Source organism: Deltaproteobacteria bacterium, from assembly GCA_016213065.1.
Classification (GTDB): Bacteria; UBA10199; UBA10199; order SPLOWO2-01-44-7; family SPLOWO2-01-44-7; genus JACRBV01.
The window spans coordinates 1-18,486 of record JACRBV010000150.1; the positions used below are offsets into that span (position 1 = coordinate 1).

Consider the following 18,486-nt stretch of genomic DNA (forward strand, 5'->3'; position numbering starts at 1 on the left):
ATGGCGCCATCTTTCATTTTTTCGAAATGTTCTTTGCGGATTACGTGTATGTTTCCGGTTACGGAGCAGAAAAAATCACAAAGAGGGGCGGCCTCGGTAATGGTCATGACGCGTAAACCGTCCATCAATGCTTACAGAGCTTTCAATGGATTGATTTCGGTGACGATGACGTTGGCACCGGCGCCATGCGCGCGCATGGCGAGCCCGCGTCCACACCAACCGTAACCAGCGACCACGAAAGTGGTTCCCCCCAGCAAACGGTTTGTTGCGCGAACAATTCCATCGAGTGTGCTTTGGCCCGTACCGTAACGGTTATCAAAAAAATGTTTTGTCTGGGCGTCGTTCACGGCAATGATGGGATATTTCAAAACCTTTTCCTTCGCCATTTGTGTGAGGCGAATGACACCGGTTGTCGTTTCTTCGGTGCCACCGATGATGTTTGCAATGAGTTCCGGTTTTTTGGAGTGAATGGTGGAAACAACATCGGCGCCGTCATCCATAGTCATTTTCGGATTGAACTCCAGACACGCCATGATGTGGCGATAGTAGGTCTGGTCGTCTTCACCTTTGATGGCAAACACGGGAATATTGTCGTTGACAGCCAACGATGCGGCGACTTCGTCTTGCGTACTCAAAGGGTTGGAGGCACACAACACAATTTCGGCACCACCCGCTTTGAGAGTTTGCATTAAATAAGCGGTCTCTGTGGTGACATGAAGGCAGGCCGCCAATCTCAAATTTTTCAGCGGTTTTTCTTTTTCGAAACGCTGTTTGATTTGAGTCAACACCGGCATTGTCTGGGATGCCCATTCAATGCGATTTTTGCCATCATTCGCCAACTGTGGATTTTTAATGTCATAGTGCGCCATTTTTTTTGCTCTCTTTCTTTTAGTCCGTAGTCCATGGTCCATAGTCCATGGTCCTTTTTAAAGTCCGCATAAGCGGCGTAAATCGTTAATTTTGTCTGTTTTTTCCCATGTGAATTCGGGTCTGCCAAAATGTCCAAACGAGGCCGTTTGCCTGTAAATGGGTTTCAGCAAATCCAGATGACGGATCATTCCGGCCGGTTTCAATGGGAAGATTTCACGAACGGCTGTCGCAATTTTATCCTCCGGAGTTTTGGAGGTGTTGAATGTTGTGACATAAAGGGAAATAGGATCGGCATAACCGATGGCGTAGGCCAGTTGAACTTGGCAACGCTCCGCAATTCCCGCGGCCACGATATTTTTTGCGATGTAGCGGGCCATGTAGCAGGCGGTTCTGTCCACCTTGCTAGGATCTTTTCCGGAGAAGGCGCCGCCGCCGTGGGCGCTCATACCGCCGTAGGTATCGACAATGATTTTGCGACCGGTCAGTCCGCAATCTCCCTGTGGGCCCCCAACAACAAAGCGACCCGTGGGGTTGATAAGATAGGTTGTATTTTTGTCCAGAAGTTCGAGCGGAAGAGATTTTTTGATAACCTCCGAGAGAATTCCTTCTTTCAGATCATCGTAAGAAACATCCGGGCTGTGCTGTGTGGAAACAACCACCGTTTCAATGGCGACCGGTTTGTTGTTTTCATAACGGACTGTGACTTGTGATTTGCCGTCTGGTCGGAGGAAGGGGAGCGCTTTGCTCTTTCTTGCCTCAGACAAACGGCGTGTGATTTTGTGAGCCCATGTGATGGGAGCCGGCATGAGTTCGGGAGTTTCATTGCAGGCGAAACCAAACATCAAACCCTGATCTCCCGCACCTTGTTCTTTAAAAAGTCCTTCTCCTTCGTTAACACCTTGGGCAATATCCAGAGATTGTTTGTCGAGTGTTACCAAAACACCGCAGGTTTGATAATCAAATCCGTAAGCGGCATCGGTGTAACCAATTTCCTGAATTGTTTTTCGTGCCACGGCGGGAATGTCGACATAACAATTGGTGGTAACTTCGCCGGCAATTAAAGCCAGTCCTGTTGTGACTAACGTTTCACACGCAACCCTAGCTTTTTGATCCTGCGCCAGGATGGCATCAAGTACCGCGTCTGAAATCTGGTCTGCAACTTTGTCGGGATGTCCTTCTGTGACCGACTCGGAACTGAAAAGATAACGACTGCTCATTAGGGGCCTCCTCCCTGATTGATAAAAAAGCCGTTTCAAATAATTTTGGATAGTAGAAAACAGCCTTTGCAATAGACGGATTGCCTATCGGGGTCGGAAGTCCCTGTCAACTTTAAATTAGATTTTAAAATTTTTAAAAATTACTTATGCGGCAATTGACAGACCTGTACGCTTTACCTGATAGGAAAAGGAACGGGGATCGGGCGATTTAAGATCCTCCGGAGTCATTGCCAAAACCTCTAACAATGGTGAAACCTTGGCCGCTATACGTGACAAATTTTCAAGAATTTCCATTTCAGATTTCTTGCGAAAATCGGGTGACACGATTACGAGATCAATATCACTATGCGACTTGGCAGAGCCTGTGGCATAGGAGCCAAACAATATCACCTTGCTGACTTTATACTGTTTTGCAACCTCCCCTACATACCGGCGAACGATACTTATTACTTGATTTTTTGTTTTAACCATTTTGACAGTTCCTGTGTTTTTTTAAAAAAAAACTTTGCCTTTAGGCCTGTGCAAACTTTGGATAAAGCCTGCTTGTATTCTCCATAACGTGCTTTGATATAATATGGATTCAAATCAGCCAGTAGCACACGAAACTCTTCGCTCATCTCATCATAACATTGTGCATCTTGGGCCAAGCGCACAAGATTGTGAACAAATGGCGGCGCTTTGCCATGTGATGCTACAACGGCTTTCAACATTTTTTCAAGCGACTGCTGACACATAAACGCAACGTACAAGTATCGCCCGCCTTTGAGGACGTGAGAAATGCTCTTCAAATCATACTCCGCCCGTTCAACCCACTGTCGTGTCAATGAATCCATTTTAGATTTTTTCGTCTTCGTCGCACAGAATTTTGTAGAGGGCCAAGGCGTCTTCGGCTTTGAGCATTTTCTCTCTTAAGGTTGGGCTTTTGAGTAATCGGGAAAGGCGGGCCAGCAATTTGAGATGTTCCGTCGTGGCATCTTCCGGAGCCAATAATACAAAATAGAGATGGGTTGGTTTGTTGTCGTAGGCTTGAAAATCAATTCCCTTCAAACTGCGTCCAAAAATCATGATGATTTTTGAAAGTTGTTTCATTTTGCCATGAGGGATGGCGATGCCGTCTTGTATTCCTGTGGAGCCGAGTTTTTCCCTTTCCAGCAGGACATGGGCGATATCATCTTTTTTTAATTCCGGATAAGCCTTCGCGGCGGCCTGAGCAAATTCCATCAGGCAGTCGACTTTGTTTTGGGAAACCAAGTCGGGCAAAATCAAATCTTTCGATAAAGTGTCTGCAAGTTTCATGAAAAAAGAATGTGTTTCCTTTTGGGGGCGGGAGTCTAGTCTAAAAAGACAAATAAAGGCAACAGCTTTTTAAAATGAAAATTTAATTATTTCAAAGCTGAAAGCTGACCGCTGATTGCTGACCGCTTTTTTCAGGATTTATGTTCTTTGAGGCGTTCTTTGTATTTTTTGAGCTGGCGTTCCAATTTTGCCACGGCTTTGTCGATGGAGGTATACATGTCTTCGCTCTTCTCATGGCTGATATATTGGATGCCATTGGCGTTAAGAGTTACCTCGACCACATGATTGAAACGCTCCACGCCGAAAATAATGTGGGCTTGAGTTGGCTTAACAAGATATTTTCCGAGTTTGGTTAATTTGTCCAACGTGTGGGTTTTGAGAGCATCGCTTGCGTTGATGTTGCGGAACGTGAATGTTGTTTCCATTAGATTTGCCTCTTTCTTCTGGAGGAGGGGAGTATCCCCAAAACTTCGCGGTATTTGGCCACAGTTCGCCTTGCAATGTCAACATGATGTTGGGTTTTTAAAATGGTTGTTATTTCCTGATCGCTCAAAGGTTTCTGAGGCGACTCTTGGGCGATCAATTTTTGGAGATGGTTTTTGACCACTTCAGAAGCAATCCCTTCTCCTTCGTTATTTCCAAGGCTGGAATTGAAAAAATATTTGAGTTCAAAAATACCGCGTGGCGTATGAACATATTTGTTGGTGGTCACACGGCTGATGGTGGATTCATGCATGCCGATATCTTCTGCGACATCTTTTAGAACCATTGGTTTAAGAGACGTTGTCCCTTTGTCGAAAAATTCCTTCTGAAATTTGACGATACTTTTTGTTACCCTATATAAAGTGCGTTGGCGTTGGTGAATGCTTTTGATGAGCCACAAGGCTTGGCGCAATTTGTCCTGAATATATTCCTTGGCCTGATTGCCCACGGTTTCTCCCGCCATGATGGCGCGTCGATAAAGCGGACTGACAGTTAGTTTGGGAAGTCCATCATCGTTGAGGAAAACGACATATTCTTTTCCCATTTTTTGCACATGAACATCCGGAGTGATGTATTGCGGTTCCGCATTGGAGTAGGCTCGACCCGGTTTTGGATCAAGCTGATGAATGACTTTCGCAATTTCCTGAACATGTTCAAACGAGATGCCCAATGTTTTTGATATTTGTCTGTAATCGTGTCGCTCCAAATCTCCCATGTGATTCTCAATAATTTTCGTTAAAAGTTTTGCCTCGTCGCCGCCCATGTGGGCACATTGCAAAAGAAGACATTCTTTTAAATCTCGGGCGGCAACGCCGATGGGGTCGAAAGTTTGAACTTTTTTGAGGCAAGCCTCTACTTGTTCTTTTGTCGCGTGGGTTCTTTCAGCAATTTCCTGAACGGTTGCCTGAAGATAACCGTCTTCATTGATGTTGCCAAGAATCTCCTCGGCAATGTTTGCCTCGATTCCCTTCAAACCGGAAAGACCCAACTGCCAGAAAAGGTGATCTTGAAGTGTCTCTGTTCTTGTGAGGGTGTTTTCGTAGGTGGGGAGATCGTCTCCATCTGTTTTGCGTTCAAAGGTGTAGGAGGGGATATTATTGCTTTCAATATAATTTTCCCAATCGAAATTGGCCGGTTCTTTTAATTCGCCGTCTTTATTTCCGATTTCGTCGGAGAGATGTTCGTGTCCCTTATCTTCTTCTTTTGCTTTTTCAAGTTGTTCGCCGTGGGATTCATCTTCCGCCTGCAATTTTTGTGTTTCGCTTTCCTCATCTTCTTCTTCAAGACACGGGTTTTCAACGAGTTCTTTTTGGACGAGATTGGCTAATTCAAGACGGGAGAGTTGTAATAGTTTGATTGCTTGTTGCAACTGGGGGGTTACAACCAGTTGCTGTGAGAGCTTCATGCTTTGTTTGATTTCAAGAGCCATAACAAACTCCAGAGCACGTCATTCTGAGCCGCAGGCGAAGAATCCAATCGGGAGATCCTTCGCTCCGCTCAGGATGACACTTGCAAAAGCAATTACGCCAATCAAGGCAACCCAATGATAGAGTGGAAATGAAACATAAGTCAATCTTCTCAAGCCCTGTCAGAGAAACTTTTTTTCTTGATTTTTGCGATAGGTGATGCCTGTCTCGAGACGACTTTGGGTTCTCCGGTTTTTTGGTTTGTCCAGTTCCGCCTCTTGGCAAAAGCAAGTCCTGCTTGAATAAAATGGGAAAAGAGGGGATGGGCATTCATCGGTTTGGAACGGTATTCGGGGTGAAATTGACACCCCAAAAACCATGGGTGATCGGTCAGTTCCATGATTTCAACAAGATTCGTCGTGGGACAAACTCCTGAAATTTTGAGTCCTGCGTCAGATAAATTTTTTGTGAATTGGTTGTTGAATTCGTAACGATGCCTGTGCCTTTCGTTGATTTCTTTTTCTTCATAAGCTTCCAAAGCCTTTGTCCCTTTTTCAATATTGCAGGGATAAGACCCCAGACGCATGGTTGCACCTTTGTTGAGAACCGCTTTTTGTTCCGTCATGATATCGATGACGGGGTAGGGTGTTTTGGGATCAAATTCGGTGCTGTTGGCGCCTTCCAGTTTGCATAAATCTCTTGCGATTTCAATTACGGCGAGTTGCATGCCGAGACAAATACCGAAGAAGGGAATTTTATTTTCTCTGGCGTAACGGATCGTCTTGATTTTTCCCTCAATGCCTCTTTCTCCAAAACCACCGGGAACCAAAATGGCGTGAGCTTTTGTTAACGTTTCCCACGATGCTTTTTCATCAATCATTTCGGAATCAATGTAATCAAGACAAACGCGCACCTTATTTGCAAATCCGGCATGACACAGAGCTTCGTTTAAACTTTTATAGGAATCTTTCAGGTGCACATATTTTCCCACAACGGCAATGTGCACCTCTCCTTGAGGGTTGCGGATATTTTCGGTGAGGGTTTTCCATTCTTTAAGGTCGGGTGTGCGCGTCCAGATATTCAGGAGTTCGACAATTTTTTCGTCCACCCCTTCCTCGTGAAAATTGAGAGGGACTTCGTAAATACTTTTTGCATCTTTGGCAGAGAATACGCAATTGGCGGGAAGGTTGCAGAACAGCGAAATCTTGGCGCGGATTTCTTTTGAAAGATCGCGGTCGGTTCTGCATAAAAGAATGTCGGGCTGAATACCAATCTCTCTTAATTTTTGAACGCTGTGTTGCGTGGGTTTTGTTTTTAATTCTCCGGCGGCATCGATGTGGGGAACCAGTGTGACATGGGCATAAAGCACATTTTCTTCTCCGACATCGGTTTTGAATTGGCGGATGGCTTCCAGAAAAGGAAGACTTTCAATATCCCCGACCGTTCCACCAATTTCAATAAGGACCAAATCCACTCCGCCCGCAACTTTCATAATAGAGGCTTTGATTTCATCGGTGATATGGGGGATGACCTGAACAGTGTGACCCAGATAATCGCCGTGTCTCTCTTTCTGGATAACGGTGTCGTAGATTTTGCCGGTCGTGAAATTGTTTCGCCGTGTCATTTTGGCGCTGGTGAAGCGTTCATAATGACCCAGATCAAGGTCTGTTTCGGAACCGTCGTCGGTAACAAAGACCTCTCCGTGTTGGAAGGGATTCATGGTTCCGGGATCAACATTGATGTAAGGATCGAATTTTTGGAGTGTGATTTTAAGACCGCGGTTTTCAAGCAGGGCGCCAATGGATGCGGCGGCAATGCCCTTGCCCAGCGAAGAGACCACTCCCCCCGTGACAAAAATGAATTTTGTTTTTTGATTGGGCGGCACGGGAAATGTCATTAACACGGTCCATGGTCCACGGTCAATGGTCCATCGTCCATTTTTTTAACGTTTCGAATATTGTGGGCGTTTGCGTGCTTTTCTGCATCCCACTTTGCGGCGTTCTTTTTCTCTGGGGTCCCGGGTCAAAAGGCTGGAGACTTTGAGCGGCTTGCGCAGATCGGGATTCATGTCAATGAGGGCTCTGGAGATGCCATGTTGCAATGCTTCTGCCTGTCCGGAAATGCCTCCGCCAACCAAGATGGCGCTGACATTGTATTTGCCTTCAGTGCCAGTGACATTAAAAGGCTGTTGGACAGCCAACTGAAAACTTTCATGACCAAAATATTGGGTAAGACCCTTACCGTTTACATTGATTTCGCCGGTGCCGGGAAGGAGGCGGACACGTGCAATAGCGGTTTTACGTCTTCCAGTCGCTGTAAATTCTTTTTTCGCTTTTGTTGTCATAAATTATTTTAACGGAGTTGGGTTTTGAGCGGTATGTGGGTGGCAGTCTCCCTCATAGACTTTTAATTTTTGAATTAATTTGTCGGCCAAAAAGTTTTTCGGGAGCATTCCTTTGACTGCTTTTTTCAAAATAGCTTCTGGGTGTCTTACCTGCAATTCTTTGGCAGTGTGTTGTTTGATGCCTCCGGGAAATCCCGTATGGCGGTAATAAATTTTGTCGTCCCATTTTTTGCCGGTGAGATTGATTTTGTCGGCATTGATGGCAACCACAAAATCTCCACCATCAACATTGGGTGTGTAGGTGGCTCTGTTCTTGCCGCGCAAAACATCGGCAATCTTGGTGGCGGCGCGGCCCAGTGTTTTTCCTTCCAGATCAATGATCCACCACTGGCGCTGTACCTCTCCGGATTTCAACGTAAATGTTTTTTGTTGTTTTGACATGAGGGGGTGCTCATAGACAAAAAGCAAAATGAAGTCAAATGCTATTCCCGCCTCCTTGACAATCTCTGTTGGCTGTATATATCCCCGCCATGCCTATTTACGAATATGGTTGTGTTGCTTGTGGCAAACACCACGAAATCATTCAAAAGATAAATGAACCTCTTTTGACGATTTGTCCTGCCTGCGGGGGAAAATTGGAGAAGAAGTTCTCGCTTTCCGGTTTTCAACTCAAAGGTGGGGGATGGTATAAAGATGGTTATACCTCCTCCGAAAAAACTTCTGAAAAAACCACACCCTCGACCCCCCTAAAAAAACCGGAAAAATCTGGGAAATAAATCTTATTTTTTCAGGCGACGGAGGACTTTTTCCAAAACGGTGATGGTTTGATTGATCTCTTCATTGGTTGTTTCAAAGCTCAAAGAAAACCGGACCGTTCCTTTGGATCTCTTTTGAGAAAACCCCATCGCTTTTAAAACATGGGAAGGATCAAGTGAGCCGGCACTGCAAGCGGAACCGGTGGAAACAGCGATCGCTTCTTCATTCAATAAGAGGCAAATTGTTTCGGCATCCAATCCCTCAAAAGTAATACTGGACGTGTTTGGAAGGCGTGGTCCTTCTTTTCCGTTAATCTGAACAAATCCAAATTTATCTTTAAGATGAGTTTCAAAAGAATTTCGCAATTCGCTTGTTTGACAACCATTTTGGGCCAGACGCTTCTGGGAAAGTTCGCAGGCTTTTCCCAGTCCGATAATGCCGGCCACATTTTCGGTGCCCGCTCTTCGGCTTCGCTCTTGGCTTCCGCCAACAAGTTGCGCCTTGATCTGTGTACCGCGACGGACATAAAGCGCTCCAACGCCTTTGGGTGCGTGAAGTTTGTGTCCCGCGAGAGTCAACAGAGAAACGCGCGCCTTTTGCAAATCGACAGGAATTTTTCCGACAGCTTGAATGGCATCCGAATGAAACGGAATTTTATTTTCCTCACAAATTTTTGCGATTTCTTCGACGGGAAAAAGAACCCCGGTTTCATTGTTCGCCCACATAATGGACACAAGGGCGGTGTCGCTTCGTATCGCTTTTTTAAGATCTTCCAGATGAAGGGCTCCGGAGGATTGAACGGGAAGATAAGTGATTTTGAAATTTTCTTTCTCGAGTTCGTGACAGAGAGACGAAACGGAGGAATGTTCTACTTGTGTTGTAATAATGTGTCGTTTTTTGGGATTGGCTTGTAATGCGCCGCGAATGGCCAGATTGTTCGCTTCGGTTCCGCCGCTCGTGAAAATAATTTCATTGGATTTTTGCGCCCCAATGAGGCGCGCGACCTGGTCGCGGGCGTGGTCAACATGTTTTGTAACCTGAGATCCAAAATGGTGAATGCTGGAAGGATTGCCCCACAGTTCGGTATAAAAAGGAAGCAGGGCTGACAAAACATCAGGATGCGGTTTGGTTGTGGCGTTATTATCGAGATAAATCACGGGCATGAGCTATACGCTCAGTGCGGGGCTGTCAATAGACTTTAAAATTAAAAATCAAAAAGCAAAAATTAAAAACACAGACCAAAATTAAAATAAAAAACCAAAGATTAAATATCAAAAACACAAATCAAAAATAAAAAATTTTTGCTTTTTGGTTTGTGTTTTTAATTTTTGCTTTTTGCTTTTTGATTTTTAATTTTAATTTCGTCTATGCCAATTTTGCGTTGGGCGGTGGGACGGTTTGACCTTGGGGTTGGCGTAACATTTGGACCATTGCCAGTGCGTAGCCCAAAACACTGGGGACATAATTTTGGGTTTCGCGAAAAGGGGGGATGCGCATCCCGTGTTTTTCGACATTGTGTTCTCCGGCGTTATAGCCAGCGAGAGTTAGCTCCACATTTCCTTTGAAATGATCGAAGAGCCATCGGAGATATTTCGTTCCCCCTTCGATATTTTGGCGTGGATCGAAAGAATTTGTAACGCCGAAACGGCGGGCCGTTTGCGGCATCAGTTGCATCAGTCCTTTGGCTCCGGCAGGGGAGTGAGCGCGAACATTTCCGCCCGACTCTTGCAAAATCACTCCGCAAATCAGCTCCACGGGAATGTTATGTCTCTGCGCGCAATCGCGAATGATGGGCGCATATTTGGCCAATTTTTGCGCTTGCCCCATTGTAATGCTCTGGGGTTTGGCGCGGTGATGAGGGATATTGTGAATTGGTTTGGCGACGTTTACTTTATTATGGAGGAGCTTGTTAAAACCCTTGTCCGACTTTTTAAGGTTCTTCTGCGCCTCAAAAAAAGCCAGCATATGCTCCGAAATCTTCTTATTGTTCACAGGATTATTCATAACTCATTCAAATTATAAAGTTTTTGGTCCCTCAAAGACAAGCCATTAAAACACATCGACCTCCATTACTATTATCGGCTTTAAAGAGGGGTAAAGTTGCGTCCGGGGAAAAGTCAAATATTATTCCACCAGAAGCGGATGCGGAGGCTTAAAAGTGGGGGCGAAGATCCAGTTCGTGGGCCCTTTTAAAAGCCGCCAAAGCTTCTTCACGTCGGCCAAGTCCTGAGAGAGCATTACCACGGTTGAAATGGGCAGAGGCAAAATTTGGATCGATGGCAATGGCTCGATCATAAGCATCCAAGGCTTCTTTGTTTCGGCCAAGTCCTGAGAGAGCATTACCACGGTTGAAATGGGCAAAGGCAAAATTTGGGTCGATGGCAATGGCTCGGTCATAAGTAGCCAAGGCTTCTTTGTTTCGGTTCAGTTCTCTGAGAACAACACCACGGTTGGAATGGGCTAAGGTAAAATTTGGATCGATGGCAATGGCTCGGTCATAAGCAGCCAAGGCTTCTTTGTTTCGGCCAAGTTCTGAGAGAGCATTACCACGGTTGGAATGGGCAGAGGCAAAATTTGGATCGATGGCAATGGCTCGATCATAAGCAGCCAAGGCTTCTTTGTTTCGGTTCAGTTCTCCGAGAACAATACCACGCATGATTAGGAATTCGTTTTCTAATTGTTTGTCATCCAAGGTTTGAAGATAGACCTCATTTTGAATTTGTTCCGGAGTGACGTTATAAGGGGGGCGGAGATATTCTTCGTTAGATGTCAAATCGCCAAAATCAACATTAAATTCTCCGCCATCTTCTCTTTTTCCTCTTAAAAAAAGATGTTCTGGAGCCTTCACTGCTTGTAGGGTCACTCCCCGCTCATCTCCCATTGCCATGGCAACAAAACTCGATGTGTCGCAATCCAGTTGTCTGCTGGCTATGTTGGTGATTAATGAAGGATCCTTTTGACTTTCAAAAACGATTCCGGCTCCTTTTATTAGTTGATAATAAATAGGTGATTCCTGTTCCGGTGGTAAATGATGTTGCGGTCCAAGAGTTTTATTGGCATCCGCGACGCGATCTGCGATAAAAAGATAGGCCGATTGCATCAACGCATCGGAATGCAAGTCGGACAACCAATACATGAGTTGATGAATCCGGTTGTCAACAGAGAGTCTTTCGCCCCACTTCAGAAAAGGAATTTTTGCGGAGAGAGCAGGGCGGTTGTTGCGAAGATAGGTTTTGTAATCATCACGGTCTCCGACTATTCCGTTACCGTTGAGATCCCCAAAAACTTCATTGCCTTCAATGACGCCGTTGCCATCCAGATCGATTCCTCCCGTCTTCGAGAAATCGGGATAGGCCACGGTTAAAACCCCTTCAATCCAGAATTTAGCAACGTTCACCATACATTCTTATTATCGGCAATCTCCCCGCGAAAGTTGTTACCCGATCCTAAAAAAACAATGTAGTAATAAAACACAGAATGTGGTAATAAATGTGGTAATAGAAAGAGGAGGGGTTATGAAATCGTTGAATATCGCTTACTTGGAGTTAAATGCTCTACCAATAGGTTTGGGTCAAATGATGCAAACATTGGGTGAATATAAGGGCAAACAGGACCTGTATACGAAGCAAACGCCGCAGGTTCTGGAAACCTTAAAACAGGCCGCCATAGTACAAAGTTCCGAATCTTCCAACAGAATAGAGGGAATCACGGTTGTTCCCGAACGACTCAAAGCCATCCTGTTGCAACACAGCAAACCCAAAGACAGATCCGAAGCGGAAATTATCGGTTACAGAAATGTGTTGGAAAAAATCCATATTCAATTTGACTCGATAGATTTAACGCCAAAAACCATTCTAAAATTTCATGAGGATATGCTTAAGGCATCGGGAATTCCTGCGGGCATTTGGAAACAGAGAGACAATACGATTGAGGAAAAATTGCCGGAGGGACGTTGGGTCACGAGATTTGTTCCCGTATCCTCGCAGGAGACGCCCTATTACATGGAAGAATCCTGTAAAATATTTCAGCGACATTGGAGTGAAGGGAAAATCAGCAAGCTGATTCTCATTCCATCCATTATTCTGGATTTTCTTTGCATCCATCCTTTCATGGACGGGAATGGTCGCATATCCCGCCTGCTAACTGTTTTGCTTCTGCACAAAGCGGGATACGAAGTTGCGCGCTATATCAGTTTGGAAAGAATCATCGAGAATGCCAAGATATCTTATTACGATGTTTTGCATCGCTCCTCGCAACATTGGCATGAAGGCAGACACGACATAAAACCATGGTGGGAATATTTTTTATCTACATTGATCATGGCGTATCGGGAACTGGAAGATCGGGTTGGGATGATAACCAAAGGGCGCGGGGCAAAGACGAATCTGATTGAATCCGCCGTGGAAAACATGCCTTCGACTTTTGGTATTTCCGATGTTGAACGGGCCTGCCCGTCGGTTGGGAGAGACATGATCCGGATTATTCTGAATAAATTGCGCCACGATGGAAAACTGCAATCAACCGGTGCGGGCCGCGGAGCCAAGTGGAAAAAAAATTAAGGAGCCACGAGGAAAGTTCTTTGCTCTGTTAGATGGTGGTCGGAGAAGCGGTCGTGGAGGATGAGGACTAGTGTATAGTGGCCGGGTTGGGCGTTTGGGGGGAGGGCAAGGGTGTTTACAATTTCCAAAGGGATCTCGGGATTTTTAAGCATTTGATGGAAGTCGACAATGTTTTCCTGCTTAAAGCCAACCGCGTTGTCGGGATATTGAACCGTTAAATCTTCCTGAATCCACGCTTCGTTATTGCGCACGGTAAAACCTGTAACATCAAACGAAAAATAAATGGTCTCGCCCGGTTTGTATTCGGCGCTTGGGCGCAGAGTTGTCCGGTCGGGCAGGACATAAGAAAATCGCCTGATGAAAAGATTTTGAGCAACTCCGGGAACCGGGGCCAATCCTGCTCTTCCTCCCACTCGGATTGTGAAAATTTTTGGAATAAAATCGATTTTAAAGAAAGGGGAGAGATAATTTCTTGGATTGGTGAGTCCCACCGCCCAGACACCCGCAATGACGGCAATAGAAATCACAACACCGATTGCCACTTTCCACGAGCGTTTCGCATAAACCACAAAAGTTCCCGCGACAAAATCGGATGGTTTTTGATTGTGTGAGGATAAATAAAGAATCGCCCAACCGAGCGGGTTTGTGTCGAACAGTTTAAAAAAGGAACGAAGCATGACTTCCGTGAAACCGACAGGGGCTCCCTCTTCCTGTGAAAGTTGACAACCGAAAATCCATTGACCGAGGGTTGTGTTAAAAAGAGTTTCCCAAGTAACGTGCCAGAGTAGATAGAAAAGAGGAAGCAGGAGGATCACGAGAAAACTGAAGATGGGTCTTTGATAGTCGATCAAAAGACAAATTCCGCCGATCCATGCGGCGCTGAAAAGAAGATCAATACTGCCGGTAATCAAGCGAACGGTGGCGGAAGCGGTATTGCCGAAGATTGTGAAGTGTTGTGAGGGGGCGCGCCGGTGTTGCTGGACCGTTGTTCCGGCAATAATATCCCCAATGCGCTGTCGCAGTTTCAACTTTTCCAGAAGAATCCACGTCGGCAAAATCAGAAAGAGATAATCCAAAGGTCTGAAAAAATTGCGCAGGATGATGGCAAACAGCGAAGGGGATTCCCCATTTTTTTTGATGACCGAAAGTCTGCTGAAAAATTTCCCCAAACTTGTAAAAAAAACTCCTTCGCTGATGAAAAAATACAAAAAACAAAAGAGAAGGAAAATGGCGTGAAAAATAGTAACGTGATTGCTTTGCGCCGGAAAGGGCCGCAGAAACTCCCGCCAGATGATGTAGTTGTAGCCCAATAGAGCGCCGAAGTAGATGTAAAACAGGACAAGAAAATCAAAAAGACCCGAAGCCATGCGATCTCTAAGAGAAGCAACGCGAAACCCGATCTGCGAAATGGGAGTCACTTCCTCTTCTTCTTTATCTTCGGCTTCCCATTTTGCGAGGGTATTTGTAAATCCCTCCTCCGACTCTTTCAATTCTTCGGGAGAGACCAACTCGGTTGCGTCGTCCGGATTTGTTTGATTTTCATCGGCCATATTCTTCTCTTGCGAAACGGGCGTTGTCGGTGAAAACGCCGTCGACCTTTAATGCCTCACATCGTTTCAATTCTTCAGCCGTATTGGCTACCCATGCGTGAACTTTAAATCCCCTCTTATGCCACTTTTGCACCAACTCTGGTGTGAGCCATGTCATAAGAGGATGAATGGCCCGAACCCCGAGGAATTTATCAAAAATCGCCAAAGGAACAAGTTTAAAAGCACTTTTGCTGATAATCAAACTCCGCTCCAGACGTGGAAAAAATTTTTTCAGTGTGCGTAAATGTCTCCAGTAAAAGGAAGTGAGGAGAATCCGGTGGGAGGGGAGAATCTCTTGCGCCAGTCCCGCAACAATATAAGGAGAGGATTCCATGAGGTTCGGTTGTGATTTGATATCGAAAATGGCCAACACAGAAGAGGGTTTGATTTGTTCCAGCACCGCCGTCAGCGTTGGTATTCCCAAAGGTTCCAGCTCGTGCCAATTCTTGTCGTGCACAAATCCTTCGATCTTAAAAAGAACGCGGAGATCATCATAGTGAGTGACGACAGGAACTTTGTCTTTGGTGAGGAGGCAGTCAAACTCAATTCCATCTACGCCGATTTCGATCGCCTTCTGAATTGCCTCGAGAGAATTTTCAGCGGCTTCCCCCGAAGCTCCGCGATGAGCAAAAATTTTCATATATTCCCCAGTTCATACTGGCATAAGGTGATCGTTACAAGGGCCGCGGTTTCGCATTTCAAAATCTGTTGGCCGAGACTTGCCCTTTTTGCGCCGGCTTTTTCCGCTTGCATCACTTCTGCTTTAGTAAATCCCCCCTCCGGCCCCACTACCAACAGCAGTTGGGAGGAATCGATCCCCTTGAAAATCGAATGAAATGTGTGGGCCTCTTCTTCCTCTTCCCAAAAAAGAAGCGTGTCCGAAAAATCTTTCAGATTTTGGAGCAGGGACTGCCAAGTCCGCAACGCATGAACTTTGGGAATGACGACACCGCCCGATTGCTTGGCGGCTTCCCGGGCAATTTTTTGAAAACGTTCGAGTTTTTTGGGCGTTGCGGATTCATGATAGTGGGGAATGGTTCTCTCCGAAATAAACGGGAGAAATTCCACAACGCCTAACTCTACGCCTTTTTGCAAAACGAGTTCGAAGTGATCGTGTTTTAATAAGGAGATAGCAAGCGTCGGCGGTTTTGCTTTTTGAACAAACGCGTGTTGTTCCAGAATTTTTAACGAAGCCTCTTTAAAACCGATGTCGGTGATTTTTGCCTTGTATTGGTTTTTGCCGTCGCTCAAAAAAAGAGTGTCTCCCACTTTGTGGCGCAGAACTTTGACGAGATGCTTGGCTTCATCCCCATGGAGCGTGACAGTGCCGTCGGTGACGGCATCAGGGGTGATTAAAAATTGGGCCATATTTTTTAGAAATCAAAAATCAAATATCAAAAACTAAAAACACATATCAAAAAAATTAAAATAAAAAATTTTTGCTTTTTGCTTTTTAATTTTCCTTATCATATGTTAAGCGCTGTCACAATATGCGTTATGCAATTGGAGCGGATGTTGGTGGAACGAATATCCGGGTTGGTCTGATCGACGAATCGGGTCGTTTGCTCGCCAAAAAAAGTGAACCCGTGGGAGTTCATCGGGATCCGCTTCCATTTTTCAATCGTTTGACAAATTTAATTGAGAACGTCGCAGGCACGCATTTGAATTCTTTGTCCGGCATCGGATTGGGACTTCCGGGCATCTGCAACAAAAAAGAGGGGATGATCCATCAGCTTCCCCATTTTCCTTCTTGGCGTGATGTGCCCGTTTCAAAAATTCTTTCGGAGAAATTTTCATGCCCGATTTTTTTCGACAATGATGCCAACATGGCTACGTTGGGAGAGCTTTGGCGGGGGACGGCGAAGAATCTCGACTCCTTTATTATGCTGACATTGGGAACGGGGATTGGAGGCGGGCTCGTTTTGAATCGAAAGCTTTGGCAAGGCGCGCAAGGTTTTGCGGGCGAAGTGGGACATATGGTGATTGAAGTGGGTGGGCGTGCGTGTGCGTGTGGGAACAAAGGTTGTTGGGAGGTCTATGCCTCTTCGGGAGCTGTCCCTAAAGAAACAACGGCTGAAAAATTGTCGGATCAGGCACTTGCGGGCGATTTTGAAGCGAAAAAATTCTGGGAAACGTTTGGAAAATATCTTGGAGTGGGTATTGCCAATCTGGCCAGCATCACCGGAATAGAAAATTATGTTTTGGCCGGTGGCATTGCCAAAGCTTTTCCCCATTTTATGGAGGCGTGCAAAAAAGCAGTGCGTCAAAACACCTACAATCATCTCGCCCAACGAGTCGTCATCCTGCAATCCACGTTGGACGGAGATGGAAACCTGCTCGGTGCCGCCCATGCTGTTTTTACCTCATCTATTTCAACCGGTGCAAAAGTTGAATAGTCTCTTCATGGGGTGGTCTGTCTCCGAAGCGCTCCAGAAAATGTTTGTAGCGAATGGGGGAGTTGAGATCCCAGTTAAGCACGGGGATTTGCGTATCGATGATTTCATAAGCGTGACCCTCCGCCTCCCATTCTTTTTTTATTTCTTCTTCCGAGATATGCGGTCCCTCAGCCAAGCCAACCCGGTCCGGACCAATCCACCACCTAATGACTTGTCTGTCGGTCCATCTTTTTTCCAGAGGAGGAACCTTTGGAGAAATTTTTTCAGGCTCTGCAATATAAGCCAAAGGAATGTCCGAATAAAACTGCCAGACATGTTGACTGCTATTTAGATAAACATACTCACCCGGCTTCCATTTTTCTGCCACCATTTTGGGGATGATCTGGATGGGATCCGCATATTCTTTCAAATAATAATTTTTCATTGCGGGCCATTCCGGTTTGATTAGCGTAAAACTTTGGAAGAGGCCGGTTCCCCATAAAATCACAAACGAGAGGACTCCAGCGATTTTGTTTTTCTTGTAAATTTGTAGAAGAGTGACGGCCATCAAAAAACAGAGAAGAGGAAAGAGCTGAAAGCCGTATCGCAGAACGTCGAAATTAAGAATGGGAACACCAAACCATCCGACCAAAACGATACAGGTGATCAGAAGAAGCGTTTTCTTCTGAACAAGAAACCATTGGGAAGTCCTCCACCAATAAATCCAGACAAAAACCAGAATAAGAGGAACAATCTGCCGGTTGAAATAAAAGAGATGGGTTCCAAACTTTTTGAAATATTGAACCACCGTTGGAAAGTGCGTCATCATGTTGGTGCGTGTTTCAAAAGAACCGATGAGGAAAAAGGGGAGACAGAAAAGGGCCACGGTAACGATTGTTGTGAGGAGCGCGCGGATTTTGATTTCTTTTCCTTCAGCAAAGAAAAGGGTGTAAAGGGCAAGTCCTCCCAAACTTAAGAAACAGATGAAATAATTGGCGTGAAAAAGCAGAATCAGACCAACAGCATAAAGCAGAGTTCCTTTTTTCTTTTCTTCCCAATTCAGAAAGCCAAGGAGCAGAAGGCCGATCCCAAAAAAATTGATCGGATAGGTTTTGGATTGGCGAATATAAAGTAAAACCCACGGATTAAAAGCAAACAGAAAGAGGGAAAGCCACGTCACTGCGGCATTTCGTGTCCATCGCCAAAAAAGAAAACCGAGAGGAACGATCGAGAGAAAACCCAGAAGAGCAAAGGGAAAACGGGCGGCCCAAGCATTGACGCCGAACAATTTAAAACTGGCCGCACGCAAGTACAAAAAAGGTGCCGTGTCGAAAAACCAAAGATAGTGGGAGGTCGATTCCGCCCCGTTCCATTGAGTGATAAATTTTCCATCTACGAGCGCAAGCGGGAGTCCATTTTGCAAAACGGATTTTGATAACAGCGAAAGATCGGCCTCATCGTGCCAAAGACTGAAACGATCAAGCCGCCAGAAAATTAGAAAACCAAAAACAAGCGCAAGAAAGAGGGTAGGCCAAAGCCATTTTTTAAAATTGGGTTGCATTTTACGAGTGGTTTCCTTTATCACAGCCCA

Annotated in this window: 19 protein-coding genes and 1 pseudogene; 3 read left to right on the top strand and 17 right to left on the bottom strand. The window is 45.5% G+C overall.

Annotated elements, in window-relative coordinates:
- The 10 genes and pseudogenes from HY877_09030 to rplM form a co-directional block, all read right to left on the bottom strand.
- Positions 1–869, bottom strand: a pseudogene (locus HY877_09030) (adenosylhomocysteinase).
- 57 nt (positions 870–926) lie between these two features.
- Positions 927–2,087, bottom strand: coding sequence for a methionine adenosyltransferase (locus HY877_09035; GenBank protein MBI5300414.1), 1,161 nt, complete (start codon positions 2,085–2,087; stop codon positions 927–929).
- 144 nt (positions 2,088–2,231) lie between these two features.
- Complete coding sequence (locus HY877_09040; GenBank protein ID MBI5300415.1) at positions 2,232–2,558, bottom strand: nucleotidyltransferase domain-containing protein; 327 nt, start codon at positions 2,556–2,558, stop codon at positions 2,232–2,234.
- Entirely contained in the window at positions 2,534–2,920 is a 387-nt protein-coding gene (locus HY877_09045; protein MBI5300416.1) for a HEPN domain-containing protein, read from the bottom strand. The genes HY877_09040 and HY877_09045 overlap by 25 nt, the downstream gene beginning before the upstream one ends.
- 1 nt (position 2,921) lies before the next feature.
- Complete coding sequence (locus HY877_09050; GenBank protein MBI5300417.1) at positions 2,922–3,383, bottom strand: PTS sugar transporter subunit IIA; 462 nt, start codon at positions 3,381–3,383, stop codon at positions 2,922–2,924.
- A 131-nt stretch (positions 3,384–3,514) separates the two neighbouring features.
- Entirely contained in the window at positions 3,515–3,808 is a 294-nt protein-coding gene (gene raiA, locus HY877_09055) for a ribosome-associated translation inhibitor RaiA (GenBank protein ID MBI5300418.1), read from the bottom strand.
- Positions 3,808–5,295, bottom strand: a complete 1,488-nt coding sequence (gene rpoN, locus HY877_09060) for an RNA polymerase factor sigma-54 (GenBank protein ID MBI5300419.1) — start codon at positions 5,293–5,295, stop codon at positions 3,808–3,810. The genes raiA and rpoN overlap by 1 nt, the downstream gene beginning before the upstream one ends.
- Positions 5,296–5,444: 149 nt before the next feature.
- On the bottom strand, positions 5,445–7,169 hold the full coding sequence (locus tag HY877_09065) for a CTP synthase (protein ID MBI5300420.1): 1,725 nt from the start codon (positions 7,167–7,169) through the stop codon (positions 5,445–5,447).
- A gap of 45 nt (positions 7,170–7,214) precedes the next feature.
- The gene (rpsI, locus tag HY877_09070) at positions 7,215–7,616 is read right to left on the bottom strand and encodes a 30S ribosomal protein S9 (protein MBI5300421.1); all 402 of its coding nucleotides are present in this window, start codon (positions 7,614–7,616) and stop codon (positions 7,215–7,217) included.
- A gap of 3 nt (positions 7,617–7,619) precedes the next feature.
- Positions 7,620–8,057, bottom strand: coding sequence for a 50S ribosomal protein L13 (gene rplM / locus HY877_09075; GenBank protein ID MBI5300422.1), 438 nt, complete (start codon positions 8,055–8,057; stop codon positions 7,620–7,622).
- An 89-nt stretch (positions 8,058–8,146) separates the two neighbouring features.
- Here rplM and HY877_09080 point away from each other — a divergent pair, with 89 nt between their 5' ends.
- Positions 8,147–8,392, top strand: coding sequence for a zinc ribbon domain-containing protein (locus tag HY877_09080; GenBank protein MBI5300423.1), 246 nt, complete (start codon positions 8,147–8,149; stop codon positions 8,390–8,392).
- 3 nt (positions 8,393–8,395) lie between these two features.
- Here the strand turns inward: HY877_09080 and nifS are convergent, their stop codons facing one another.
- The 3 genes from nifS to HY877_09095 form a co-directional block, all read right to left on the bottom strand.
- Positions 8,396–9,535, bottom strand: a complete 1,140-nt coding sequence (nifS, locus tag HY877_09085; protein ID MBI5300424.1) for a cysteine desulfurase NifS — start codon at positions 9,533–9,535, stop codon at positions 8,396–8,398.
- Between the two features lie 202 nt (positions 9,536–9,737).
- Positions 9,738–10,376, bottom strand: coding sequence for a lytic transglycosylase domain-containing protein (locus tag HY877_09090; protein ID MBI5300425.1), 639 nt, complete (start codon positions 10,374–10,376; stop codon positions 9,738–9,740).
- Positions 10,377–10,524: 148 nt separating this feature from the next.
- Positions 10,525–11,772, bottom strand: coding sequence for a tetratricopeptide repeat protein (locus HY877_09095; GenBank protein ID MBI5300426.1), 1,248 nt, complete (start codon positions 11,770–11,772; stop codon positions 10,525–10,527).
- Between the two features lie 115 nt (positions 11,773–11,887).
- Here HY877_09095 and HY877_09100 point away from each other — a divergent pair, with 115 nt between their 5' ends.
- The gene (locus HY877_09100; GenBank protein MBI5300427.1) at positions 11,888–12,931 is read left to right on the top strand and encodes a Fic family protein; all 1,044 of its coding nucleotides are present in this window, start codon (positions 11,888–11,890) and stop codon (positions 12,929–12,931) included.
- Here the strand turns inward: HY877_09100 and HY877_09105 are convergent.
- Genes HY877_09105 through HY877_09115 form a run of 3 tightly spaced genes read right to left on the bottom strand, consistent with a single transcriptional unit; the run spans position 12,928 to position 15,888 of the window.
- The gene (locus HY877_09105) at positions 12,928–14,481 is read right to left on the bottom strand and encodes an RDD family protein (protein MBI5300428.1); all 1,554 of its coding nucleotides are present in this window, start codon (positions 14,479–14,481) and stop codon (positions 12,928–12,930) included. The genes HY877_09100 and HY877_09105 overlap by 4 nt on opposite strands.
- Positions 14,471–15,160: a glycerophosphodiester phosphodiesterase gene (locus HY877_09110; GenBank protein ID MBI5300429.1), complete on the bottom strand. Its 690-nt coding sequence runs from the start codon at positions 15,158–15,160 to the stop codon at positions 14,471–14,473. The genes HY877_09105 and HY877_09110 overlap by 11 nt, the downstream gene beginning before the upstream one ends.
- On the bottom strand, positions 15,157–15,888 hold the full coding sequence (locus tag HY877_09115; GenBank protein ID MBI5300430.1) for a 16S rRNA (uracil(1498)-N(3))-methyltransferase: 732 nt from the start codon (positions 15,886–15,888) through the stop codon (positions 15,157–15,159). The genes HY877_09110 and HY877_09115 overlap by 4 nt, the downstream gene beginning before the upstream one ends.
- A gap of 122 nt (positions 15,889–16,010) precedes the next feature.
- On the opposite strand from HY877_09115, the gene HY877_09120 reads away from it, so the two are divergent.
- Positions 16,011–16,916: an ROK family protein gene (locus tag HY877_09120; protein MBI5300431.1), complete on the top strand. Its 906-nt coding sequence runs from the start codon at positions 16,011–16,013 to the stop codon at positions 16,914–16,916.
- Here HY877_09120 and HY877_09125 read toward each other — a convergent pair.
- Positions 16,888–18,456 carry a hypothetical protein gene (locus HY877_09125; GenBank protein MBI5300432.1) on the bottom strand — a complete coding sequence of 523 codons (1,569 nt, stop codon included), beginning with the start codon at positions 18,454–18,456 and terminating at the stop codon, positions 16,888–16,890. The two genes, HY877_09120 and HY877_09125, sit on opposite strands and share 29 nt — an antisense overlap.
- Between the last annotated feature and the right edge of the window lie 30 nt (positions 18,457–18,486).